At 64.0% G+C, this 24,838-nt stretch carries 19 protein-coding genes; 5 read left to right on the top strand and 14 right to left on the bottom strand.

All coding sequences use genetic code 11. From position 1 onward, the window contains the following. Positions 1 to 51: 51 nt before the first annotated feature. From HMI60_RS13220 to nudC, 3 genes are read right to left on the bottom strand one after another with little or no spacing between them, the layout of a single operon-like run. Positions 52 to 675, bottom strand: a complete 624-nt coding sequence (locus HMI60_RS13220; RefSeq protein WP_055971893.1) for a M48 family metallopeptidase — start codon at positions 673 to 675, stop codon at positions 52 to 54. After that, positions 675 to 2,807, bottom strand: coding sequence for an ATP-dependent DNA helicase UvrD2 (locus HMI60_RS13225; RefSeq protein WP_193589786.1), 2,133 nt, complete (start codon positions 2,805 to 2,807; stop codon positions 675 to 677). The genes HMI60_RS13220 and HMI60_RS13225 overlap by 1 nt, the downstream gene beginning before the upstream one ends. After that, positions 2,804 to 3,790, bottom strand: a complete 987-nt coding sequence (nudC, locus tag HMI60_RS13230; RefSeq protein ID WP_193589787.1) for an NAD(+) diphosphatase — start codon at positions 3,788 to 3,790, stop codon at positions 2,804 to 2,806. The genes HMI60_RS13225 and nudC overlap by 4 nt, the downstream gene beginning before the upstream one ends. Positions 3,791 to 3,972: 182 nt before the next feature. Between nudC and HMI60_RS13235 the strand changes: the two genes are divergently transcribed. Further along, the gene (locus tag HMI60_RS13235) at positions 3,973 to 5,184 is read left to right on the top strand and encodes a macrolide 2'-phosphotransferase (protein WP_193589788.1); all 1,212 of its coding nucleotides are present in this window, start codon (positions 3,973 to 3,975) and stop codon (positions 5,182 to 5,184) included. A 24-nt stretch (positions 5,185 to 5,208) separates the two neighbouring features. On the opposite strand, the gene HMI60_RS13240 is transcribed toward HMI60_RS13235, so the two are convergent. From HMI60_RS13240 to HMI60_RS13250, 3 genes are read right to left on the bottom strand one after another with little or no spacing between them, the layout of a single operon-like run. Continuing rightward, entirely contained in the window at positions 5,209 to 8,709 is a 3,501-nt protein-coding gene (locus HMI60_RS13240; RefSeq protein WP_193589789.1) for an ATP-dependent DNA helicase, read from the bottom strand. Beyond that, positions 8,706 to 12,053, bottom strand: a complete 3,348-nt coding sequence (locus HMI60_RS13245) for an ATP-dependent DNA helicase (RefSeq protein WP_193589790.1) — start codon at positions 12,051 to 12,053, stop codon at positions 8,706 to 8,708. Before HMI60_RS13245 ends, HMI60_RS13240 begins: the two co-directional genes overlap by 4 nt. Then, positions 12,050 to 12,466, bottom strand: a complete 417-nt coding sequence (locus HMI60_RS13250; protein WP_018776496.1) for an MGMT family protein — start codon at positions 12,464 to 12,466, stop codon at positions 12,050 to 12,052. The genes HMI60_RS13245 and HMI60_RS13250 overlap by 4 nt, the downstream gene beginning before the upstream one ends. Before the next feature lie 66 nt (positions 12,467 to 12,532). Here HMI60_RS13250 and HMI60_RS13255 point away from each other — a divergent pair, with 66 nt between their 5' ends. The 4 genes from HMI60_RS13255 to HMI60_RS13270 all read left to right on the top strand — a co-directional run bounded on the left by HMI60_RS13255 (position 12,533) and on the right by HMI60_RS13270 (position 16,023). Further along, the gene (locus HMI60_RS13255) at positions 12,533 to 13,243 is read left to right on the top strand and encodes a 3'-5' exonuclease (protein ID WP_026266959.1); all 711 of its coding nucleotides are present in this window, start codon (positions 12,533 to 12,535) and stop codon (positions 13,241 to 13,243) included. A gap of 318 nt (positions 13,244 to 13,561) precedes the next feature. Next, positions 13,562 to 14,512: an ABC transporter substrate-binding protein gene (locus HMI60_RS13260; RefSeq protein WP_026266960.1), complete on the top strand. Its 951-nt coding sequence runs from the start codon at positions 13,562 to 13,564 to the stop codon at positions 14,510 to 14,512. Between the two features lie 12 nt (positions 14,513 to 14,524). Further along, complete coding sequence (locus tag HMI60_RS13265) at positions 14,525 to 15,289, top strand: amino acid ABC transporter permease (protein ID WP_018776499.1); 765 nt, start codon at positions 14,525 to 14,527, stop codon at positions 15,287 to 15,289. Further along, a complete protein-coding gene (locus HMI60_RS13270) occupies positions 15,286 to 16,023 on the top strand; it encodes an amino acid ABC transporter ATP-binding protein (RefSeq protein WP_018776500.1) in 738 nt (245 codons plus the stop codon). Before HMI60_RS13265 ends, HMI60_RS13270 begins: the two co-directional genes overlap by 4 nt. Positions 16,024 to 16,131: 108 nt before the next feature. Here HMI60_RS13270 and HMI60_RS13275 read toward each other — a convergent pair whose 3' ends face one another. The 8 genes from HMI60_RS13275 to hemQ form a co-directional block, all read right to left on the bottom strand. Next, entirely contained in the window at positions 16,132 to 17,352 is a 1,221-nt protein-coding gene (locus HMI60_RS13275; RefSeq protein WP_227453532.1) for a glycoside hydrolase family 3 N-terminal domain-containing protein, read from the bottom strand. Between the two features lie 156 nt (positions 17,353 to 17,508). Continuing rightward, positions 17,509 to 18,822 carry a glutamate-1-semialdehyde 2,1-aminomutase gene (gene hemL / locus HMI60_RS13280; RefSeq protein WP_018776503.1) on the bottom strand — a complete coding sequence of 438 codons (1,314 nt, stop codon included), beginning with the start codon at positions 18,820 to 18,822 and terminating at the stop codon, positions 17,509 to 17,511. Positions 18,823 to 18,879: 57 nt separating this feature from the next. Next, positions 18,880 to 19,956 carry an LLM class flavin-dependent oxidoreductase gene (locus tag HMI60_RS13285; protein WP_018776504.1) on the bottom strand — a complete coding sequence of 359 codons (1,077 nt, stop codon included), beginning with the start codon at positions 19,954 to 19,956 and terminating at the stop codon, positions 18,880 to 18,882. Next, entirely contained in the window at positions 19,956 to 20,936 is a 981-nt protein-coding gene (hemB, locus tag HMI60_RS13290; protein WP_018776505.1) for a porphobilinogen synthase, read from the bottom strand. Before hemB ends, HMI60_RS13285 begins: the two co-directional genes overlap by 1 nt. Further along, positions 20,933 to 21,796, bottom strand: a complete 864-nt coding sequence (locus HMI60_RS13295) for a uroporphyrinogen-III synthase (RefSeq protein ID WP_193591180.1) — start codon at positions 21,794 to 21,796, stop codon at positions 20,933 to 20,935. Before HMI60_RS13295 ends, hemB begins: the two co-directional genes overlap by 4 nt. Before the next feature lie 61 nt (positions 21,797 to 21,857). After that, the gene (hemC, locus tag HMI60_RS13300; protein WP_018776507.1) at positions 21,858 to 22,856 is read right to left on the bottom strand and encodes a hydroxymethylbilane synthase; all 999 of its coding nucleotides are present in this window, start codon (positions 22,854 to 22,856) and stop codon (positions 21,858 to 21,860) included. Beyond that, positions 22,853 to 24,076: a ferrochelatase gene (locus tag HMI60_RS13305; RefSeq protein ID WP_018776508.1), complete on the bottom strand. Its 1,224-nt coding sequence runs from the start codon at positions 24,074 to 24,076 to the stop codon at positions 22,853 to 22,855. Before HMI60_RS13305 ends, hemC begins: the two co-directional genes overlap by 4 nt. Then, a complete protein-coding gene (gene hemQ / locus HMI60_RS13310; RefSeq protein WP_193589792.1) occupies positions 24,073 to 24,774 on the bottom strand; it encodes a hydrogen peroxide-dependent heme synthase in 702 nt (233 codons plus the stop codon). The genes HMI60_RS13305 and hemQ overlap by 4 nt, the downstream gene beginning before the upstream one ends. Positions 24,775 to 24,838: the final 64 nt, after the last annotated feature.

Genomic DNA, 24,838 nt, shown 5'->3' on the forward strand with positions numbered 1-24,838 from the left:
CCCAAACACAACCGTCAGCAACGGTCGCCTCGAAAGGCGGCCGTTGCTGCTTTAATCCTCGTCCGAGGCTGTATCGGAGTGGTCTTCGGGGCCGGCTTCTCCGGTGAGCCCCCTCGACGTCGCGAAGGCCACTCCCTCCAGGAAGGCCTTGGCCCGCTGGGTCTCGGGGTAGGCATCAACCAACGACCAAAAGTGCGCGTTATGCCCTGCGACAAGCAAGTGCGCGAGCTCGTGTACCAGGACGTAATCAATCACCCACTGCGGCATGGGTTGGAGCTTGTTGGACAACCTGATGCTGCCATCTGCGGGCGTCGTCGAACCCCACCGCGAGTTCTGGTTACCGACCCAACGGACCGACGACGGGACAGCACGCCCGCCGAGGTAGGTACGCGAAAGATGCGCGGCGTGCTCAGCAAGTACTTCATCAGTTGCGGGGCGGCGCTTGCTCCTGCCGGACCGCTGCTCGCCTTGCTTCTTGAGTTTGGCGAGCATGCGCCGTACCCATTCACGTTCCTGGGACTTGGTGAAGCTCGCCGGGATAGCGACCACGGCGTTGCCGTCTTCCCAAAACGCTGCGACCGTTCGACGCCGCCTTGTTGACCGGCGCACGACAACCGGAGCTCCGTCGTCGGTCACCTGGGGCACGTCGCGGTCCCCTGCCCGCGCGCCTGCCATCAGAGAACAGCGCTCTCCGCCAAGACCGCCAGGACAGCTTCGCCATAGCGCTCCAGCTTGGACGGTCCGATGCCGGCCAGGCCCGCCAGCTCTTCCAGGGAGGTCGGTTTGGCCTCGGCGATTGCAGTCAAGGTGGCGTCGGTGAAAACGACGTAGGCAGGGACATCGGCGGATTTTGCCTCGTCTTTGCGCCATTGCCGCAGGGCGTCGAACGTTTGTTCTTCGTAAGAGGGCGGGCATTGGTTGCAGCGTCCCACCTTCCGTTCAGCGCCGGTGGCGAGCATGCTTCCGCACACCCTGCACGACGCCGGTGCGGCAGCTTTCCTGCGCACCGGGCCTGTCTTGCTACGGGCGTTTGCGGACGCCACGGAGTCGGGGCGAAGGCCGTCCAGGAACCTCGATGGTTTACGGTTGGCCCTCCCGCCGGGTGTGCGTGCCGTTGACCATGACAGGTTCAGGTGTTCACGTGCGCGGGTGATGCCCACGTAGAGCAACCGCCGTTCCTCGTCCACGTCTTCGGGCGTATCGGCGAAGGAGATCGGCATCAGGCCTTCGCTGAGGCCCACCAGGAACACTGCGTCCCATTCGAGGCCCTTGGCAGAGTGGAGCGAGGCAAGCGTGACACCCTGGACCGTCGGGGCATGTTGGGCCACGGAACGTTCCTGGAGCTCGTTGACGAACTCAGCCAACGTGAATGGCTCACCGCGACTCACAGCCAACTCGTCAGCCAGGGCGACCAGCGCGGCCAAAGATTCCCAGCGCTCACGGAGGGCTCCCCCGTTATGCGGCGCAGCTTCGGTGTATCCCAGGGACGCTACGATGTCCCGAACGATCTGGCCCAGGGGCTCCTGGGGGCCCTCCGCAACGGCCCGGGTGGCAGCCCGGAGTTGCAGGATGGCATCACGGACTTCCTTTCGGGCGAAGAACCGTTCACCACCCCGAAGCTGGTAACCGATGCCCGCAGATGCCAACGCCTGTTCGTAAGCCTCGGATTGGCCATTGGTACGGAAAAGGATGGCTATCTCGCTGGCTTGGACCCCGGCATCGAGCAGCTCCTGGATCCTGCCTGCGACGACAGCTGCCTCGGCTTCGTCGTCCGGGCACTCCATGAACTTCGGTTCCGGACCGGACGGTCGTTGGGCCACGAGCTTGAGGGGCGGCGCCCATGCGGCATCGGCGACGGGTCCCCCGCTCCGCCGGGATCCGAGAAGATCGTTGGCCAGCTTCACGACCTGGGGTGTGGACCGGTAGTCACGGATGAGCTTGACCACGCTTGCACCAGGGAATTGCGTTTTGAATCCCAACAGGTGCTTGGGAGAGGCTCCTGTGAAGGAATAGATGGTCTGACTGGCGTCTCCGACCACGCACAACTCATCGCGGCCACCAAGCCATAAATCCAGGAGCCGCTGCTGGAGCGGGGAAACATCCTGGTACTCATCCACCACAAAATGCCGGTACTGCTCGCGAACGGTCGCAGCCACCTTGGGATCCTCCTGGAGAATTCCCACTGTAATGAGCAGGACATCTTCGAAATCGATGACGTTACGGTCAGTCTTGATGTCCTCGTATGCCTGGAAAACCCGCGAAACTGCCGTCAGGTCGAACCCGCCCGGTGTCCCACGGCCCTGGGCGTTCTCCAGGTAATTGGCGGGCGTCAGCATGGATACCTTTGCCCATTCGATCTCCGCCGCCAGGTCCCTGATGGAAGCGCGGTCCGTACTGAGGCGCAAGCGGCGGGAAGCCTCCGCGATCATGTTGGCCTTGTGGTCCAAGAGATTCGGCAAGGTACCGCCAATGGCTTGCGGCCAGAAAAACTGCAACTGCCTCAAAGCTGCGGCGTGGAAGGTGCGGGCCTGCACATTGGCCACGCCAAGATCGCGAAGCCTGCTGCGCATTTCGGCAGCGGCCCGCGCGGTGAATGTCACGGCCAGCAGCCGCTGAGGGCTGTAGACCCCTGAGTGGACACCGTAAGCGATGCGGTGGGTGATGGCACGGGTCTTTCCGGTACCAGCTCCGGCCAGCACGCACATGGGACCTGTCAGGGTACTTGCCACTTCACGTTGCTCGTCGTCCAAGCCGCCGAGGATGCGCTCCTCAAGTGAGCCACCGGCGTCGAAAAACACCTCTGTCACGGCTGGAGATCTTCGATGACGCCGCCGTACCAGTGCTCGATCAGGGAACGGGCAATCGAAAGCCGCGTGGAAATCGTGATCTCGCCGCTGAGCACAGCTTCCTGCAGCTCATCCCTGCTGAACCACCGCGCCCGTGTTACCTCCACGCCGTCCGGCCTGGCAACGGCGTCGTCAGTGGTGGCCGTGAACGCCAGCATGAGGGACGCGGGGAAAGGCCAGGACTGCGAGCCAAGGTATTGGCAGGCCGTCACGCGGACACCCACCTCTTCTCCGATTTCCCGCACCACAGCTTGTTCCAGGGATTCGCCCGGCTCCACGAATCCAGCCAGGGTTGAGTAGTTTTTGGCGTCCACGGGTCCGCCGCCACCCAGCAGGAGACGACCATCTGGTCCCACCACGGTGACAATGATGGCAGGATCGGTGCGCGGGTAATGTTCAGAGTTGTCCTTGGGACAGCGCCGGACCCAGCCGCCCGCTTCAACCTCCGTGGGGTTGCCGCATTGCGGGCAGTGCGTGTGGGTGGCATGCCAGTTGGAAATCGCACTGGCTTCGATGAACAGTGCAGTGTCCATGGCATCCAAGGTGGCAGCCACATCCCGGAACCCGGCCCACTCGACGTCCGAGGGGATCGTGGCCGTTCCCGCAACCGGGGGCTCGGCGGTTGTGAACAGGAGGACCGGGGTTCCTTCCGGCAACGAGGACGACATCAAGGTGGTACCCAAATAGATGGCGGCAGCACCGGCGTCGGACTCCTTCAGTGCGGTCCACAGGGCGGTGGCGTCGCCGAACCAGAGCCCCTCCGCAGTCACCAGCGCTTTGCGCTGCGAGATGACCATGGCCTTGGCAGTGCCTGAAGCGATGACGTCTTCAACCATGCCGGGTTTCATACGGACGCCCGAACCGCGATCCACCATGGCAGGGCGGACGGGAAGAACAGTGTCCATCAGGTGGTTGGCAAGCGCCGGCGACTCCGTATGACTCATGTATCTACCGTACTGACTCGTACCGACAAAAAACATTTGAAAGGCCCGCCGCTTGTGGAGAGCGGGTGCCGGCACGCAGCCAGGCCGGTCTTTTGGGCCGATCCGCTGTCGATTTGACGCGGATCTGAAGACTCGCCGCGCTGCATCATGGCCATCGGCCGCACTCAATCTACCGTGGAGAGGTGAGAAGAACACCGCTCGAACTGGCCGCTATAGCAACCGCGGCGGTGCCTGGTTTGGCGCCGACGGCTACAGCTTATTCCCCCGACGACAACGCAGACTTCGACTCCGCGTCGTTGTTGGACGCGGAAGGCAAACGCTGGCGGGTCCGTTCGCCGCGCCATCCTGAGGCGAGCACGCGCCTGGAAACCGAATTCATGGTGCTCCGGGCCTTCGCCCCTGCCGTACGGGCCGAACTGCCCTTCCATGTGCCCACCATTGCCGGCACCGTCCGGCAGGGCTCTCTCACTACCTTCGTTTATGCGCACCTTCAGGGATCGGTGCTGTCCATCGAAGAACTCTCGGCCAGCAGCCCGGCATTGGCCAAGGAAATCGGTGCGGCACTGGCTGCTGTCCACGATCTTCCGCTGAGCCTGGTCATCAATGCAGACCTTCCCAGCTATTCGGCCAATGAATTCAGGCAGCGCAAGCTCAACGAACTGGATCAGGCGGCAACAACGGGCAAGATTCCTGCCACGCTCTTGCGCAGGTGGGAGCATGCCCTGGAGGATGTCGCCCTGTGGCGGTTCAACACCTCCGTAGTCCACGGCGATCTCCACGAAGACAACCTGATGGTCCAGGGCGACAACGTCACCGCAGTGACTGGGTGGACTGATCTGCGGATCGGTGACCCTGCCGACGATTTCGCGTGGCTGGTGGCCTCCAACGAAACGTCGTTTGTGGAAGCAGTGCTGGACCACTACACCCAGGCCCGCAGGGAGACCCCGGACGCCCACCTGCTACGCCGCGCTGCCCTGCTGGCAGAGTTCGCACTGGCCCAATATCTGGTCAAGGCCATGGCAGCCGGACATCAAAGCATGACAGCGGAAGCTGAGTCCATGCTGCAGTCCCTCGCCAGCGACATAGAGGACCAGGCACGCCGCGATGAAGAGGCGGAAGCCGCCGAAAGGGAAATTGCGGAGCATCAGGCCGCGATGGCTGCTGCCCACCAACCTGCGGTCAGCGTGGTGGCAATTCCCGACGCCGGTCCAACAGTTTCGGTGGCAGCAATCCCCGCTGCCGAGCCGGCAGCCGAAGGGTCGACTGACTCGCCTGATACGACAGCCTCGGCGGATTCCGCCCAGGCCGGGGACGATGCCTCAAGCGACCATGACGACACGTCCACGGCCGCCATCAGCGTGGTCACGCCACTGCACACGGCGGACCGTTCCTAGGCTTCATTTGTCCTCGCCCGAACCTCACTTGGCTTTCAAGGCCTCGGCAACGATCTGTTCAAGTTCCGCGGCGCTGCCCAGATCATGCGGGCGCACCACTGCGTCTTCGGCCACGTAGTAGAAGGCTGCACTGACTTCCTCCAGGGGCACGTCCTTGAGCCGCGCCCACGCCAGCCGGTACACGGCCAGCTGCACCGCGCGCGTTGCCAGTTGTCTTCCTGCCGGACGTCGTCCGGTTTTCCAGTCAATCAACTGCCACCGGCCATCGGCGTCACGGAACACGGCATCGATCCTGCCGCGGACGACCACGTCACCGATACGGGTTTCCACGGGCACCTCCACGAAGGCCGGAGCACGCTGCGCCCACTCGGACTGCTTGAACGCAGCCACCATGTCATCCAGCCCATAGGCCTCATCAATGTGCGAGTCCGAGCCGGGTGCCTCGTCGAGGTCCAGCATTCCTGTCGTCCCGAAGTACTCCTCCACCCAGGCATGGAACGCTGTACCCTTGCGCGCCGAGATTCCCGGTTCCCGGGGAACAGGCCTGCGGAGCTGGGACAGTACGGCCGCAGGGTTGTCGCCGAGGTCCACGAAAAGTGACGCCGAGATATGGCTGGGCAGATGGATGTCGTGGATTGCCTTCCGTCGCCTTTGCCGGTCCAGCAAGAGCTCAGCTTCCTGCGACCACTTTCCGGCCGCACCGCCCAAGGGGGGCGAGGAATGTTCGATGTCGGGATTTTCCATGTATGCCCGCACCATTGCTGCGGCCCGGTCCATGGCCTCCCGACGGCCAGGCGCCAGCCTGAGGCGGGCTCCGGTCCTCGGGTCGGACGGTCCTTCAAGAGGATCGTAGGGAAATTGGGCTATCTCCAGCGAAGTCGTCAAAGGGCTGGTGTCGGGCAAGGCTTCTTCTGACACGGAATCAGGGTGGACGTCGGCCTGCGCGGCAATGCCACAACGTCCGTCACCTTCCTGCCCCAGCCCGGCAAGCGGCGCCAGCTCCGAAAGGAAGGCGGACATCCCGGCTATCCCCGAGCGCGAACCATTCCACGCTGCGCTGGAGGCCCATAGGACGAACTTTGCCCGCGTGTAAGCAACGTAGGCAAGGCGGCGTTCCTCAGCTTCACCATGGTGTTGGACTTCCGATTTGAAGTCCTTCTCTGCATCCAGCCAGCCCTTCTGGTCGGACTGGTCAAGGTCCCACTGAGGAAGGTCGGCGCGATCTCCGCGCAGGGGCCACGGCAATGCCGCGGCGCCGGTACTCCACCGGGAGTCCCTGTTGCTGGGGAACGAACCTGCGTTGAGGCCGGGTACGAAGACCACGTCCCATTCCAGGCCCTTGGAGGCGTGGACGGTCAGCAACTGCACGGCTTCGCGGTTGGTCTCCGGCGGTGCGACGTCCAGACCGCCTTCCTCGGAGGCGGCTGCCTCCAGCCAGGACAGGAAGGCCAGAAGATCGATCCGCTGCGAGGTCTGGAGGAAGTTCGCCGCGGCGTCCTGGAAGGCATCCAGGTTTCGTCGCGCCTGATGAATGCTGACCCCCGGCTTGGCGGCAACTTCGATGTCGAGGAGCATGGCCCGCTCCACCTCGCCCAGCAGCGTGGTGAGGTCATCGCCGATGAAACTCCTCAGGGAGCGCAGTTCCGCGGCAAGGGTGTTCAGGCGATCCAAGGCCGCACCGCTCAAGCTCCTTCCATGGCCGGAAGTCCACCCCGGCCTGGGCAGGTAGTCAAGAGCCTCCACCAGGCTGGCGGCGTCGGTGATATCGCTTTCCACCACCACGGCCGATGCTTCCTCGTCAGTTTCGCTCGCTTCACCTTGTGCGTCCGGGGCGGACCGACGCCGGGCGAGGAACCTGGACCAGTCGCTGAAAGCCATCAGGTCCGCCGGACCAATCCGCCAGCGTGCCCCGGCAAGCAACCTCATCAGGGCATCAGAACGTCCTGGATCAGCCAGGACGCGCAGGGTAGCCACAACATCCACGACCTCCGGGGTGTCCAGCAGTCCGCCCAAGCCGACGATCTCGTAAGCGATTCCCTGCAGTTCGAACTCGCGGCGGAGGCACTCCATCTGGGCGCGCCGGCGGCACAAAACCGCCATGGTCGGTTTCGTCGGTGTACCGTCGGCCTCTTCTTCGAACACAGTCCGCTGGTAACGCCGGACGTCGCGGACGATCGCGGCAGCCTCGTCCTCATCAGTTCCGAACCGCCCGATGACCACGCTGCCGTCAACAGCGGCAGGACTGGGTACCAGCGGCGGGACGGAAACGGCCCCGGAGTCCGTTTTCTCCCCCGCCGCTGCGCCGGCGCCCGCAGCCTTGTTCAAGGGCGCGGCGATGGCATTGGCTGCCTGCAGGATGTTCCTTCCGTTCCGCCAGGCAGTGGTCAGGTAGGACGTAGGTGCCACGGAGTACGACGTCGAGTCTTCCCCGGCCGCCTTGTGCACGACCGGGAACTCCTGCACGAAATGGAAGAGCTGACCGGCCGAAGCGCCCCGGAATCCGTAGATGGACTGGTTGGGATCACCGACAGCGGTGACGGCGTGGCCCTGGCCGAAGAGCCGCGAAAACAGAACCAACTGGGCGTGCGAGGTGTCCTGGAACTCGTCCAGGAGAACCACCTTGTACCGCGCGCGTTCCGTGGCAGCTGCCAAAGGGATGTCCCGCGCAATCCGGGCAGCCAGAGCCACCAGGTCCCCGAAGTCCAGGACCCCGCGCTGGCGCTTGGCTTCCTGGTATCGGACCACCATGTCAGCCACGCTGGCCCGGGTCCGGAGCATCGCCGCCAGTTCCCCGGCGGCCTGTGTCGGGTTCTTCTTAGCTCCGGCCACGTAGGGAAGCTGTTCGAATCCCTGCACCCGTTCGAGCACCCATTCACGCACCATGGCCGGGTCCTGGAGATGCTCGGCGCATTCACCTGCCAACTGGATGACACCGTTGACCAACGTCGACTTTGCGGCTGTGAAGTGCTCATAGTCGCCGTCGTAGGCCTCTACGACTTCGCTGGCCAACTGCCAGGACTGCGCGCCACCCAGCAGGACGACATCACGCTCTATCCCCAACCGCAGGCCGTAGTCGGACACAATTCCGCTGGCGTACGAATGGTAAGTGGAAACCCTGGGCTCCAGATCATCAGCGCCGAGCAGGTCCGCCGGGAATCCGATGGTGCCATCGTCTTCGGCGGCCACCCGCTGGAGTGTGGCCAGCTTGCTCCTGATTCGACTGGCCAGTTCTCCAGCAGCCTTGCGGGTGAACGTCACGCCCAGGACCTCTTCCGGGCGGACCCAGCCGTTGGCGACAAGCCACACCACACGGTCGGCCATGGTGGCGGTCTTTCCGGAACCCGCTCCGGCAATGACCAGACGCGGCGTCAGTGCGGAAGAAATGATGTCCGACTGTTCGGACGTGGGGTGGTTCTTCTCGCCCAGGATGTCCGCCAGCTGCGACGGCGTAAAACGGGGCTCGGGGGTACCCGCGCCGCCATCGAATGTGGAGGCCCCCACACCGTCCAAGAGTTCAGTGCTCATTCGGTAACCTGCTTTCCTCGCGCGCACAGTGGGCAAATGTCCGGAAGGCGGCAACCATGTCCGCCATGACTGCTTTTGCCTGGATCATGCCGTGCTTCAAACGTTGCGCCGGCCATCAACGCTGCGGCCTCATTGACCAAGGCCTCAGCCCAGTTATCACCGGACTCCAGGGGGTCCTGCTGCTGAACAGCCGGACTCTTGGTCTTGGTACCGAGTTGGGCCAGCACAGCGCCCCCGGGCATGGAAGGTTTCGTCGTTTCTGCGGGGAGCCCGGGACCAGGTTCTTCTCCGGACGGCGCGGCGTCCTGGAACGCACCCTTCAAAACTGCCGTTTGGTAAGCGCCCAACTGCGGATGGTTGGCGACTTCTGCCTTGCCCGGCTGGCGCTTTCCGGTTTTGAGGTCGACGACGACCAGCCGCCCCTCGGCATCAAGCTCCAACCGGTCCACCTGACCGCGGAGCACGGCATGACGTTGGAGGCCTTCGGGGTCCAGGTCCCCGGCGGGTACCGCATCAAGCCTGACGTCAGGAAGCTGGACTTCAAAGTCGTGCTCGACCGCAAGAAGGCTCCTGCCTTCGCTTCGCATAATGAGGACATACTGGGCCAGTTTCCGGACCATGAGCTCAGCCCGCTGGAAGTCCAGCCGCCCCTCCCAGTTGTCCTTCATCCCCAACGTAGGCCAACGGCGGACGAGTTCGGCCACGTACTCTCCGCCCGAAGCCTCGGGCAGGTCCTGGGCAATGCTGTGGACAAGGGTGCCCAGGCTGCGTGCGAAATCGGTGGCCGCCTCTCCTCCGGCGGCCTGGACAAACCAGTCCAGCGGGGATTTGTGGACCGCTTCCACTTTGGACGGTGAAACGGAGACTGTGCCGCCCGGGGGTACAACCGGGTCCATGGAACTCAGGGGCGCCAGGCCCCACCAAGTGTCCGGATCCGCGCCAGGAACCGGAGGCTCCGAGCTGGCAAGCCTGGCCAGTATCCGGGCGGCCTCCTGCGCAGCCGCCGGCTCCTGGCCGGAGGACTCGTCCAGTTGGACGTGCTGCCGGAGTTCCGCCACGAGGGCCCGCAAAGTCATGGGGCGGTCCACGGGGGTGTAACTGCGTTTGTATTCCCCTTGGCCCAAGGGAGCCACATAGTCCAGGAATGCGGACGGTTGCTCATCCTCAGAGGAGACAGCCGTGCAGATCAGGACCTCACGTGCACGTGAGATGGCGGTGGAGAAGCTTCGCAGTTCGTCGTACCGGATATCCCGGAGCCGGCTGAGCGGTCCCCGGCCCAGGGCGTAATCCACCCCGTGCTCCACGGCATCGGCATACATCGTGCTGCCCAGGAGTTCGCCGCGCAAGCGGGTATTTGGCCAGACACCTTCCTGGAGGCCGGCGACAATCACCACCGGCCACTCCCGCCCGGCAGCACTGGCGGGGGTCATGATTTCCACGCAGTCTTCAAGTTGTGCGCGTGCTGCCAGCGTGTCCATTGGCAGCTCCTGGTTCAGCAAATAGTCAAGGAATTGCTCCGGCCCTGAGCCAGGAAGCTGGTCCACGAAACGTTCGGCAGTGTGGAAGAGCGCCATCATCGCGTCAAGGTCCCGATCGGCACGGGCTCCGGCGGCACCGCCTTCCAAGGCTGCTTCGGCCCACCGTGAGGACAAGCCCGTGGCTTGCCACAACGCCCAGAGAACTGATTCGGCGTTGGCTCCGGGCTCGGCGACGGCTGCAGCACCGGCCGAGATTGTTCGAGCGAGTCGTCGGGCAGCACTGCCCTCGATACCCAGCGATGCCAACGCACCCGGTTCAAGCAGGGCCTCCACCAACAGCGCGTCGCTGGACCGGCCGCCACCTCCAAGAAGTTCCTCACGCCGAAGTGACTGACGGAGTCTTCGCAGTTCAATGGCCGTAGCCCCGCCGATGCGGGAGGTCAGGAGTGATACAGCGGTCTCGGGGGTCAGCTTGACCGGGTCCAACACAACGGCAAATGCTTCAAGAAGGGGACGCACTGCGACTTCGTCGCGAACAGCAGAGTCTGCCACCGGAACCCGCACCGGAATGCCTTGTCCACCCAAGTAGCGCTGCAACTGTGAGATTTGCCCGCCATTGCGGACAATCACCGCGATGTCGCTGAATTCGCGGCCATCCCGCAGCTGCGCTTCAAGAATTCTTTGGGTGACGTAACGCATCTCGTGAACGGCGGAGGGCAGCACGTGGCCTTCCACCCTGCCCTCGGGGAAAAGTGCCGTATTTTCAGCCCCGGCGTGCGGGGGCTGTTCCATCTGCCTCGCCAACTGACCGCCGGAACGCTGCGAAATACGGGCCGCTACCCGGGACCAGGCCTCAGCCACCGCAGGAGCGTGGCGGTGCGTCATGGACAGGGGCCGTTCCAGGACGGCCCGCTCCGGACCGCCCAGGAGCGCCGGCAGCTCCGCTACGAGATCCGGCCGTGCGCCACGGAAACCCTGCACCACGGTATCCGGGGAGTAGGTCACCACCGCGTCCTTACCCTCCGCAACATCAGCCAGGAGTTCGAACACCGCGGGGTTGGATTCCTGGGCGTCGTCCACCAGGAACAACTGAAGGCGCCGCCGCTCTTCAGCCAGGAAGTCCGGGGAGTCCTGGAATATCTGCCGGGCAGTGGTAATGATCCCGGCGGGGTCGAAGGCCTCCGGCATACGGAGATCGAGGATGTCCCTGTATTCGCTGTAGAGTTCTGCGGCGGCCATCCAGTCGGGCCTTCCGCACTCGTAGGCCAGGCCAACCAGATCGTCAGCTGTACGTCCGGACTCGATGATGCGATCGAACAACTGGCGGATTTCATGGCGGAAGCCCCGGGTGGGCAGCGCCGCGGCCAGGTCATCCGGCCAGGGCAACTGGAAGCCCGGACGCGAGTGGCCCTCCAGAAGCTCCTTGATGATGAGATCCTGCTCCGGGCCGGAGAGGAGTTTGGGCGGCCGCGCAAGCGGCAGGACACCTTCAGCTTTGGCGCGCCGGATGATATCGAAAGCATAGGACGCCCAGGTGCGGGCCGGCGTCGTACTGAGGCTGCGGTCCAGCCGACCCGTAAAGGTGTCGCGCAGGGCAGCGGCCGCATGGCGGCCCGGGGCAAGGATGAGGATCTCTTCGGGGTCCAGTCCGTCCTCGCGGACACGGCGGACAGCTGACTCCACGAGCACGGTGGATTTGCCGGTTCCAGGACCGCCGGGCACGAGGATCGGCCCGCTCCCCTGCGGAAGGGAGACCACAGCGAGCTGGTCGGGAGACAAGGCAGGGGCCACGTAATGGGTTTGCCGCGGCGGCAGCAGCCGGAGGGCTGCGGATGCTGGGCGGGGTTTGGCAGGAGTCGCGGTCACACAGTCATTTCATCATCGGGTACCGACAATATATGGAGTCGACGCTCCAACTGGTCGGAGATCACATCAAGTTGGTCAAAATCCCCGTCCGTGGGCGCCCATCGCGCCGCCGCGAGATCGACGCGCCACCTGCCTTCGCCGGTCAGCAGGAACGCCCGGTACGCACCGTGCAGCGGAGTGGATTCTTCCAGATAGTGCCGGAGGGCGTCGGCCTCGTGGCCGGGAGGCGCTTCTCCGCTTGCCCGCAGCACCCGCCACCAGGCCACGGCGCTGCCGTAGTGGCTCATAACAGCACCAACCTGCCGCGGCCCACCCGAACCGAGGAGTTCGGCAACGTCGCCGTAGGACACCGCCGAAGCAGGCGGAACGAGGTCCACGACGGCCAGGACCGCCGTTACGTACTCCATCCGCATGTGTTCAGCCTAACGGCAGGAGTGTCCTACCCAGTAGTGTCGGTGCCAGCCGGTACCGTGAAAACCATGAGCTCCTGGAACACCCTCTCCCGCGCCGCATTCGACCTCGAGACCACTGGGAAGAACTCCCGTTCCGCACGGATCGTCACCGCTTCCATTACCGTGGTGGACGACCACGGGGAACTCATCGCGGAACACGAATGGCTGGCGGATCCGGGCGTGGAGATCCCCGCTGAAGCCAGCGAAGTGCACGGCATCACCACGGAGAAGGCAAGGGCGGAAGGGCGGCCGGCGGCGGAGGTCACGCGCGAGGTCGCCGGGGTACTCCAGGAACTGTTCGACGCCGGAACTCCGGTTATCGCTTTCAACGCCAGTTACGACTTCACCGTCTTGGCGGCCGAATCCGCCCGCTACGGCGTTCCCCAGCTGAGCCGCTTCCCTGTGCTCGATCCCTATGTGATGAACAAGCAGGTTGACCGGTACCGCAAGGGCAAGCGCACACTGACCGCCCTGTGCGAGGAGTACGGTGTTGATCTGACCAACGCACATACTTCTGCCGCCGACGCCCTCGCCACGCTCCGGGTGCTGGATGCCATGGCCGGCAAGTTTCCCAAACTCCAGATGCCGGCCTCCAAGCTGCACCAGCTGCAAGTAGACTGGGCCGCATCCCAGGCCGCGGATTTCCAGCAGTACCTACGCCGCAGCAAGCCCACTGCCGTCATTGAGGGTGAGTGGCCGGTGCTTCCTCCGGTGGACGCCAGCCGCGGCGGTTTCTAGCTCCCGGCCCCGCTAAGGGCTTTCTGCGACGCATGTCACACGTTTTTCGGGAACCCCGGGTGCCCCGTAGTTCAGGCGTGAATTCCACCCGCGGAGCCATAATCAGAACAGTCAGCTTACTATTCAGCTCCAACGGGAACTATCTTCGGGAAAATCGAGGGTGAGCAACCATTTCTTCGATTCACGGCGCCCTTGTGGGCTGGTGACATAATTAAGTTTGGCGGGTTGAAGTCTGCTAGGACAGCCAACCTTTGTATTGCTGCCGTTTCCCCGCCCACCGCGAAACGTCTCCGTGACCCGATGAAAGTGATTTTCTTCATGAAATTCAAAGCCCCTAAGTGGCTGTCTGTTGCCCCCGTGGCCGCAGCCCTGGTGATTTCCCTGGCAGCATGCGGCGGAGGAAGCTCCGAGCCCAGCGGAACTGCCACTGACGCCCTCGCCGGCAGCGACCAGAAGTCGCTGGACAGCTTCACTACCGCCGACGTTACTCCCCTGGACAAGATCGACAAGTCCAAGCTCGGCCTCATCACCGACGGCACCATCCGCGTAGGCACCCTGTCCGACGCCCCGCCGAACATCTTCATCGATCCTTCCGGCAAGTTCACCGGTTACGACAACGAGCTCCTGCGCGCCATCGGCGACAAGCTGGGACTCAAGGTCGAGTTCGCTTCCACCGATTTCTCCGCTTTGCTGTCCCAGGTGGGCAACAAGCAGTTCGACGTCGGATCCTCCTCCATCTCGACCACTGACGCCCGCCGCAAGACTGTTGGCTTCACCAACGGTTACGACTTCGGCTACATGGCCGTCGTGACCAAGAGCGACTCCAAGATCACCGGCTTCGGCGACATCAAGGAAGGCCTCCGCATCGGCGTTGTCCAGGGCACGGTCCAGGACGACTACATGACGAACACCCTCAAGATCGAGCCGGTACGTTTCCCTGACTACAACACCGTCTACGGCAACGTGAAGAACGGCCAGATCGACGCATGGGTTGCCCCGTCGCAGCAGGCCGAAGGCCAGGTCAAGGAAGGCGACAACACCAAGATCGCCGAGAAGGTTGTCAACACCCAGAACTTCACTGCCTACGCCGTGAACAAGGACAACAAGCCGCTCATCGACGCCTTGAACTCCGGCCTGGATGCTGTCATTGCTGACGGCACCTGGGCAAAGCTCACGGCCGAGTGGTACAAGGACCGTCCGACTGCCGCAGAGCAGACCCCCCAGGGCTGGAAGCCGGGCAGCAAGGCCGTCCAGCTCCCGGCCAAGTAACCAAGGCGTTCCATGGATATCCTCAATCAATTAGCCGATACCTTCTTTGACTGGGAGGCGATGGGCCAAGTCATTCCCAAGATGTTCGCCGTTGGCCTGCCCAACACGATCGTCCTGGCTGTCGTCTCGGGCATCATTGGCACCGCCCTCGGGATGCTGCTTGCCCTGATGGGGATTTCCCGGAACGCGGCAGCACGGTGGGTAGCCCGCATTTACACGGACATTCTCCGCGGGCTCCCGCCAGTGCTGACCATCCTGGTGATTGGCTTCGGTTTCGGTCCGATCATTCGCGAACTCACCGGATCCACCAGCCCGTACCCCATGGCCATCGCGGCGTTGTCGCTGATGTCCGGCGCGTACATCGGCGAGATCTTCCGTTCCGGTATCCAGAGCGTTGACAAGGGCCAGCTCGAGGCCACGCGGGCGCTCGGCTTCAGCTACGGCTCCTCCATGCGCCTGGTAGTGGTGCCGCAAGGTATCCGCCGCGTCCTTCCGGCCCTGGTCAACCAGTTCATTGCGTTGATCAAGGAATCGTCCTTGGTCTTCATGCTTGGCCTGCTGGCGACCGAGCGGGAAATCTTCCAGATCGGCAAGGATGCCGCAGCCAACAGCGGCAACCTGTCACCGTACGTTGCAGCAGCGATCTTCTATCTGGCACTAACGATCCCGCTCACACACTTCGTGAACTGGATCGATGCCCGCATGCGCGCCGGCCGCCCGGAGAAGAAGGAACCGGATGAGGCAGCCGCAGTGGTTGGAAAAGGAGCACAGGCATGAGTGAATTCGCTTCAGGGACACTGACCGCGAAGAACATCCATTTGTCGTTCGGCAGCAACCATGTGCTGCGCGGTATCGACCTCCATGTTGAGAAGGGCACCACGGCCTCGGTCATCGGACCTTCCGGTTCGGGTAAGTCGACACTGCTCCGTGTCATGAACCGGCTGATCGAGCCGGACCAAGGCGACATCCTTCTGGATGGCCGTTCGGTGCTGAAGGACAACCCCGACGAGCTTCGCCGCCGCATCGGCATGGTCTTCCAGCAGTTCAACCTGTTCCCGCACAAAACAGTGGCCGAGAACATTTCCCTGGCCCTGCGGAAACTCCGCGGCATGTCCAAGGAGCAGGCCCGCGATGAAGCACTGGCCCAGCTCGACCTTGTGGGTTTGAAGCACAAGGCCGATTCACGTCCTGCCAACCTCTCCGGAGGTCAGCAGCAACGTGTTGCCATTGCCCGTGCACTGGCCATGAAGCCAGAGGTCATGTTCTTTGACGAGGCCACGTCCGCTCTTGACCCGGAACTGGTGAAGGGCGTCCTCGCCCTCATGACCGACCTGGCCAAGGGAGGCATGACCATGGTGGTGGTAACCCACGAAATGGGCTTCTCCCGCAACGTCTCCGACATCGTGACCTTCATGGACGCCGGCGTGGTGGTGGAGTCCGGTCCCCCGGAGCAACTGTTCACCAACCCGCAGACGGAACGCCTCCAAGGCTTCCTTTCGGACGTTCTCTGACCCCGGCAGTCCTCAAGCCGAACTGCAGAGAAGCCCTGCCCTTCCCGACGATCATGCCAATGCCCGTCACTGGAAGGGCGGGGCTTTTTTACTGCTCGTGCGCCGGTCCTACTGACCGTTCTTGATCCGCAGCACCGTCAGGGCGGCAGCGTCCACCTTGGCGCGGAAGGCGGGGTCCGCCTGGGCCTTCTTCACGACAGCCTGGTGCATCGCCGGAATGCTGGTGGGATCAGCACAGACCAGCATGGTTCCTCCGGCACCAAAGAAGTTCAGCGCACGGTCGGCATCTGACCAAGCCTCCAACTGAGCCGCGCTGCACAGGTCATCCGACAGGACAATGCCCTTGAATCCGATATCTCCGCGCAGCATCGTGTCCATCACCATGGGCGAAAACGGTGCGATATTGGCGGGATCGATTTTGTCGTAATAGGCATTGGAGATCATGACCCATTTGGTGCCCGACGCGACCGCTGCCTTGAAAGGCCCCAAGGCAGGATCTGTGCGGGTTGTAGCGCTGTCCCGCACATGGCTGGTGACATCGGTATTTGGCACAACGCGTCCCAGACCCGGAAAGTGCTTCACCACCGGCGCTACCCCTGCGTCCTTCATGCCATCGGCGAAGGCGTTTCCCAGCTCCGAGACAGTCTCCGGCGCAAAGCCGTACTCACGTTGGAAATGGCCAATGGGACCGTTGGAGGGTGCAAACTGAGCACTGGTCACCGTGTCCAGAACAGGAGCAAGGTTGACGTTGACTCCCACGCCGAGAAGCTCCCTCCCCCACACCGCGGCATCGGCCCGAATCTTCGCCGGACCCGATGATGCCTGCACCAAGGCTGTGGGAATGGTGGAGAACCCTGGCCCGGAGAGAACCTGGACAAATCCGCCCTCTTGGTCAGTTGCGACAAAGAGGGGAACACCGCCGGTGGTCGCCGGCGAAACGGTACCGGTCAGCGAGGAAACGACGGCAGCCGTGGCGGAAGTGCCGGCTTTGCTTCGCCCGCTGAGGTACACGTTCCCTGCATGGTATTTTTTCAGCGCTTCCATGGTGCCCGGCTCGGCGCCCGTAGCCTTGGCCGCCACCATGAACAGCTGCCCGACACGCTGCTCAAGGCTTAACGCCGCAAGTTGTTGCTCGGCCGGTGACGGGGTCCCGGCCGTGGGTGCCTGTGCAGCGGAAGTCGTCGGGGAAGGTGTAGCCGTCGCCGGGCTTGGCTGCGATGAGGCGGGCGCCTGCGACGTTCCCGCTGCGGACGATGCCCCGCCCGGTCCTGTCCCGGTTGAACAGCCTGACGCGATGGCGACGAAGGCTCCAGCGGCGACGATGCTCATACTGAGGGATGCAATTGTGTGGGACTTGCGCATGGTAAACCGTAATTCGTTGGGGTTGGGTTTCCACTTACGAGCCTACCCTGAGCGGGCACGGCAATGCCCCGGGCAATTGCAGACCGTAAATGCCGGTCGCAACTGCCCGGGGCATGGGACGGACTAGGCCGAGGCAGCCGCCTTCGCAGCGGCAGGGAGGGCTTCGATGATGCGGTTCATCGCGGCATCGTCATGGGCCGCGGACAGGAACCAGGCCTCAAAAACCGACGGCGGCAGGTACACGCCCGAGTCCAGCATGGAGTGGAAGAACGGCGCGTAGCGGAAGCTCTCCTGTCCCTGGGCGTCGTCGTAGTTGTGCACACCGTGGGCCGAGGTACCGAAAGCAACGGAGAACAGGTTGCCTGCCCTTTGAATGGAGTGGTCCACCCCTTCAGCGTCCAGCGCGGAGGACAGTGCGGCTGAGAGTTCCAGTGATCGGGCATCCACGTAGGCGTAGACCTCGGGAGTTGCATGGCTCAGGGTCGCGACGCCCGCTGCCATGGCCACAGGGTTTCCGGACAAGGTGCCGGCCTGGTACACCGGGCCCACGGGAGCGAGGTAGTCCATGACGTCGGCACGGCCGCCGAGTGCCGCCGTCGGCATTCCACCGCCGATGACCTTGCCGAAGGTGAGCAGGTCCGGGGCCCAACCTTCCTGGCGGCCTGTCAGTCCCCAGTAGCCGGCGTAGCCGGTGCGGAATCCCGTGAGGACCTCGTCGAGGATGAGCAGGGCACCGTGTTCCTTGGTGATGCGGGACAGCCCGGCGTTGAAGCCCTCGCCGGGGGTGACAACACCCATATTGGCGGGCGCCGCTTCGGTGATGACGGCAGCGATGTTCCTGCCGTGCGCAGCGAACGCGGCCTCGACGGCGTCGAGGTCGTTGTACGGCAGCACCAAAGTCTCCGCCGCGGTAGCCTCGGTGACCCCGGCGGATCCCGGCAATGCCAAAGTTGCGACGCCGGAGCCTGCCGCTGCCAGCAGACCGTCCAGGTGGCCGTGGTAGCAACCGGCAAACTTGATGATCAGGTTGCGGCCGGTAAAGCCGCGGGCAAGGCGCACTGCGGTCATGGTCGCCTCGGTGCCCGTGGACACCATGCGCAGGCGCTCGACGGCGGAGACGCGCTCCTTGACGATTTCGGCCAGATTGGCTTCGTCCGGGGTGGACGCACCGAAGGACAGTCCCCTATCCACGGCGGCGTGGACGGCGTCGAGCACGGCCGGGTGCGCGTGGCCCAGCAGTGCAGGGCCCCACGAACATACCAGGTCAACGTACTCCTGCCCGTCGGCATCGGTCAGGTAGGCGCCCTTGGCGGACACCATAAACTTCGGGTTTCCCCCCACGGAGCCGAAGGCGCGCACGGGCGAGTTCACGCCGCCGGGCATCAGGGACCGTGCTCGGTCGAAGAGCTGATCGGACACAGGGGTGTTTGACGTCATGGTTCCTATTCTTTCAGTGATTCGAGGCGGGTCGTGCCGCCCGGAGGTGGAGATGGCTCAGGCCGAAGCCAGCAGCTCGGCAACCCGCGGAGCCACCTCGGTGCCGTAGAGCTCGATGCAGCGCATCATGGATTGGTGGGGCAACGTCCCGTTGCTGTACTTCAGGTCAAAGCGATCCACGCCCAGGTTCCGCTTGAGCAGGGCGATTTTCTGCGCCACGGTTTCCGGCGAGCCAACGTAGAGCGCACCTTCAGGGCCGCACATGGCATCAAATTCGCCACGGTTTCCCGGACCCCAACCACGCTCGGCTCCGATCCGGTTGCGCTGTTCGAGCCAGTGCGGAAAGAGCTCCTCGCGGGCGGCCTCGTCGGTATCGGCGATGAATCCCGGTGAGTGCGTCGCGATCTGGCGCATGGGGTGCCCGTACTTGGCCATGGCTTCGCGGTAGAGGTTGACCAAGGGCGCAAAGCGGCGCGGTTCTCCCCCGATGATCGCGAAGATGATGGGGTAACCGTATTCGGCGCAGCGCAACACTGATTCGGGGGTTCCACCTACGCCGATCCAGGCAGGCAGCAGGTGGTGCTGCAGCTTCGGGTACACCTGCAGCCCGTTGACGTTCGGCCTGGTGCGCCCTTCCCAGTGCACGGGCTTCTGTGCCCGCACTTTGTCGAAGAGTTCCAGCTTCTCTTCGAAAAGGACCTCGTAGTCAGCCAGGTCCAGTCCGAACAACGGGAAGGACTCTATGAACGAGCCCCGCCCCAGCATCACTTCGGCTCGTCCGTTGGACAGCGCGTCAACAGTGGCGAATCGTTGGAAGACGCGGATGGGGTCATCCGAACTGAGCACGGTCACGGCGGAGCCCAGCCGGATGCGTGAGGTCACCGCCGCTGCCGCGGCCAGGAAGACCTCGGGCGCGGACACCGCGAAATCGCGGCGGTGGTGTTCTCCCACGCCAAAGGCATGGATTCCGACGGCGTCAGCCAGCTTTGCTTCCTCCAGCAGTTCGCGCAGGACTTGGGCGTGCTCCTTGGGGTTCCCCTCGGCGTCGAGTCCCGCATCGCCGAAGGTGTTGACGCCGAGCAGTATCTGGTCCGCCGCAACCGGGGCCGTGGGATCGGAGGAAACGGATGTCATCAGGACTCCTTCAGCCAGCCTGCCAGTTCGGAGGCCCAATAAGTAAGGACGGTATCGGCTCCGGCGCGCTTGATCCCGAGCACGGATTCGGTAATGGCGCCGCGCCTGTCGATCCAGCCGTTGGCCGCAGCCGCTTCGATCATGGCGTACTCGCCCGAGATTTGGTAGGCCGAGACCGGCACGGGACTCATGGCAGCCACGTCAGCCAGGATGTCCAGGTAGCTCATGGCCGGCTTGACCATGACCATGTCCGCGCCTTCTTCGAGGTCCAGCTCCACTTCCAGGATGGCCTCCCGGCGGTTGGCGGCATCCATCTGGTAGGTCCGGCGGTCGCCCTTGAGCTGGGAATCGACAGCCTCACGGAACGGGCCGTAGAACGCGGACGCGTATTTGGCGGCGTAAGCCAGCACCGCTGTGTTCTTGTTGCCTGATTCCTCCAGAGCCTGGCGGATGACGGCGATTTGGCCGTCCATCATGCCCGACGGGCCCAGCACGTGCGCACCTGCTTCTGCCTGGGCTACGGCCATCCGGCCGTAGATCTCCAAGGTGGCGTCGTTGTCCACGTAGCCTTCGGCATCCAGCACGCCGCAGTGGCCGTGATCGGTGAATTCGTCCAGGCAGACATCGCCCATGATCACCAGGTCATCGCCGACTTCGGCTTTGACGTCGCGGATGGCTTTGTTCAGGACGCCGTCGGGATCGAGGGAGGCTGTGCCCCGGGCATCGCGGACCGCAGGTACGCCGAACAGCATGATGCCGCCCACGCCCAGTTCCACAGCTTCGGCGGCTGCGCGCTTCAACGAATCGGTGGTGTGCTGGACGACGCCGGGCATGGAGCTGATGGGGCTCGGTTCCGTGAGGCCTTCACGAATGAACGCCGGAAGGATCAGGTCGGCCGGAGCCAACCTGTTTTCTGCTGTGAGCCGGCGCATCGCGGCAGTCGTGCGCAAGCGGCGGGGACGATGGTTCGGAAAGCTCATTGCGGGTTCCCTTCGTTGGCGAAAACAGATTCGAGGGCGGCCACGATGCCGTCCGGGGTTGGTTCTTTGGCTGTAGCAGCCACGGTGAGGTGGAGCCGCGAGGCTTCTGCCGCCGTCGGGCGTCCGATCGCGATGAAACGGCACGTACCCAAGGACGGAAACAAGGCGGCGATCCGCCGTGCGGCACTGGGCGAGGCAGCAACAACCGCGTCCACGGTCCCGGCGTCGATCGCTTTTCGGGCATCGGCGGGTTCCAGGACGGCCGCAATGACTCGGGTGGAGTGCACGGCGTCTGAATTCACGACGGCGGCAGGAACCTCCGTGGTCACGCGCACTTCTTCGCGGGCCGGATAGTCCACCGTGTGGTAGGCAACAACTGCGGTGACGTCCGCTCCTTTCGCGGCCAGACCCTCCCTCAGCCTTGGCGCTGCGATGTCGGCCTGTGGGAGGAAAACCCGCGACGACGCTGGTTCCCACACCTGCAACAGCCCTTCGGCGGACTGGACGTCAGTCGGCGCCAAGTCAACGACGAGCCCTACGGACTCCAAAACCTGGCGGGATGAGTGGCCAATGGTGGCCACTTTGGTCCCGGCGGGCAGCAGCTCTGCGACGGCCATGCCGCGCCCGGCTGCCTTTTCCAGCAAGACCCGCACCGTGGTGATGCTGCTGATGACCAGCCAGTCGAAGCCACCGGCAGAAAGCCTGTCCAGACCGGCGTCGAGTTCGGACTGGTCACGTGCCTGTTCGAAATCGATCAACGGCAGCACCAGCGGCTCCGCGCCACGGTCGCCCAAGGCGTCCGCCAGCGGCTGGGCCCGGTCCACGCTCCTGGTGATCAGGATGCGCCGACCGGCCAGCACTGCTGGTTTTCCCGGGCCCGGGTTTACCGGGTCCGGGATTTCGGGCCAGGGGTTTGCTGACTCAGGACGCTGCAAGATCCGCGATCTCCGCGGCACCCGCAGCCAGGAGAAGCTCAGCAACTTCAATGCCCAGCAACGTAGCTCCCACTTCGGTCAAGCCGTCGGTAGCCTTCTTCTCGCGGACCGTCTTGGTGCCGTCAACGGCGCATACCACGGCCTCCAGGTGCAGCATGCTGCCTTTTCGGAAGGCATAGGCGCCAACAGGAGCTGCGCAGCCGGCCTCGAGCCGGGCCAACACGGCACGTTCCGCTGTCACGGCAAGACGGGTGTCGTCGTCGTTCAATGCCGCCAGGGCCTGTGCGAGCACGCCGTTGGAACCCTCGGTGTTGCCAGCCTGCCGGGGGGCGTCGTCCGTGCGGCATTCGATGGCCAGTGCGCCCTGTCCGGGTGCAGGCAGCATCACGTCCGTCTCGAAGAACTCGCTCACCGAGTCCAGCCGGTCGATGCGTTCCAGGCCGGCGGCCGCCAGCACGACGGCATCGAGGTCGCACGTTTTGCCGGGGACAACCTCATCCGTTGGATTTCCGGGAAGTCCCGGCACGCGGCCCAGGCGGGTATCAACGTTGCCGCGGATATCCAGCACCTCAATATCCGGGCGGGCGGCCCGGAGTTGCGCTGCGCGGCGGGGAGACCCGGTGCCTACTTTGGCGCCTCCAGGCAATTGCGCGAGCGTCATGCCATCGCGGGCACACAGGACATCCCGGACGTCCACGCGTTGCGGCGTGGCGGCGATGGTCAGGCCTACTGCAGCGCCAGTGGGCAGGTCCTTCAAGGAATGGACGGCAACATCGCAGCTGTTGGCCAGCAATGCATCACGCAGGGCGGCAACAAAGACGCCGGTGCCACCCATTTGGGACAGGGACCCGGTCTTGACGTCGCCCTCGGTCCTGATGTGCACGAGCTCCACTGGGAAGCCGCCAACCGCAGCCAGTTTGTCGGCGGTTTGCTGCGTCTGCGTCAGGGCCAGCTTGCTCGCCCTGGTGCCGATGCGCACGGTCACTTGGCTGCCTCCGACGCTGGATAGGGGTCGTGGCGGGTTCCGATCGTGGTTCCGGCTTCGGAAATGACGGGCTTGGCCCCGCGGAAATTCTCGCAGCAGTTAGGCCGGCACACGTCGTACCAAGGGCCCAGGTCCGTGACATGCGGACGGTCTGCGATGTTGTTGTCCACGGTCCGTTCGCAGATGAGGTCCACGAGTCCCGAAACGAAGGCGGCGTGCGTGCCCGGTGTGGGAACACGGGTTGCCGCAATGTCCAGGTTCTTGCAGGTTTCCAGTGCTTCGGTGTCCAGGTCCCAGGCAACTTCCATGTGGTCGCTCACGAAACCGAGGGGAACAATGACTACACCGCGGACGCCCTGGGGCGCAATCTCCTCAAGGTGGTCGTTGATGTCCGGCTCCAACCACGGAATGTGCGGTGCACCGGAGCGTGACTGGTACACAAGATCCCAGGCGACGTTGGGTGCCACAACATCCATGATGGCTTTGGCGTTGGCCAGGTGCTGGGCGGCGTATGCGGAGCCCTCGGCGAATTCGCGGGGCTCGTCCTCGGAGCGGCCGGCGGCCTCGGCGTCACGCGTGGGGATGGAGTGCGTGGCGAAAAGGACGCGGATCTTCGAGTCCGGGTCGGCTTCCCCGGCAGCGGCGAGCTTTCCCCGGATCTCTTCCAAGCCGGCGGCAGTACCCTCAAGGAAGGGCTGGACCACGCCAGGGTGGTCGAAGTACTGGCGGATCTTGTCCACCTGGAGCTTGCCGTCCAAACCTGTCTCCGTCAGCGCAACGCCGATGTCTTCACGGTACTGGCGGCAGCTGGAGTAGCAGGAGTAGATGCTGGTGGTGAGCATCAGGATACGGCGATGACCGGCGTCGTAGGCGTCCTGCAGGACCGGCGCGATGTACGGGTCCCAGTTGCGGTTCCCCCACAGGACCGGCAGTTCGATACCGCGGTTGGCCAGTTCAGCCTCGATGGCGGCTTTCAGCTCACGGTTCTGCTGGTTAATGGGGCTGATGCCACCGAAAGCGCGGTAGTGGTGGGAAACCTCTTCGAGCCGCTCGTCGGGGATTCCGCGTCCCCGGGTCACGTTGCGCAGGAAGGGAATGACATCTTCCTGGCCTTCGGGACCACCAAAGGATGCGAGCAGTACGGCATCGTAGTTTCGGGGTTCCTGGCGACCACGTTCGGTCACTTCGTTCAGGTCGGTGGAGATAACGGGCGTGCTCATGCCAGGACCTCTGCAATCTCCGCTGCGGTGACGCGGCGGCCGGTGTAGAAGGGAATTTCTTCGCGGACGTGGTTGCGGGCGTCAGTTGCGCGGAGGTGGCGCATGAGGTCCACGAGGTCTACGAGTTCAGGTGCTTCGAGGCCGAGTATCCACTCCCAGTCACCCAGCGCGAAGGAGGATACCGTGTTGGAGATGACCTGGGGGAATTCCCGGCCCAGCATGCCGTGCTCCCGCAGCATGGCGCCACGTTCCTCGGCGGGCAGGATGTACCACTCGTAGGAACGGACGAACGGGTAGACACAGAGCCAGGTGCTGGGCTCAACCCCGCGTGCGTAAGCGGGGACGTGGCTCTTGGAGAATTCGGCTTCGCGGTGCACGCCCATGGCGGACCAGACGATCTCGGTTCCGGCGAAGAGTTTGCTGCGGCGGATGGAGCGGACGGCGGCCTGCAGGTCCTCCGGCTTGGCTCCATGGAGCCACATCATGATGTCGGCGTCCGAGCGCATGGCCGAGACGTCGTAGCTGCCGCGCAGGACTACGCCGTCGGCGGCAAGCTTTTCGACCAGGGCTTCAAATTCCTGGGCAGCATCGCCGCTGCGCAGGACGTCGGCCGAGCGTTTGAATACAGTCCAGAGCGTAAAGAACTGCTCTTCGGTTTCAGCAGTTTTAGTGACAGATTCGACAGAAGTGTGGCTCATGGTTCAAGTTTGCCCCGTGCCAGCCGCTAAGTCGAAACGGATCAGTTCTACAAGCCGTAGAAGT

It is taken from the genome of Paenarthrobacter sp. YJN-D (genome assembly GCF_015040335.1).
Classification (GTDB): Bacteria; Actinomycetota; Actinomycetes; order Actinomycetales; family Micrococcaceae; genus Arthrobacter; species Arthrobacter nicotinovorans.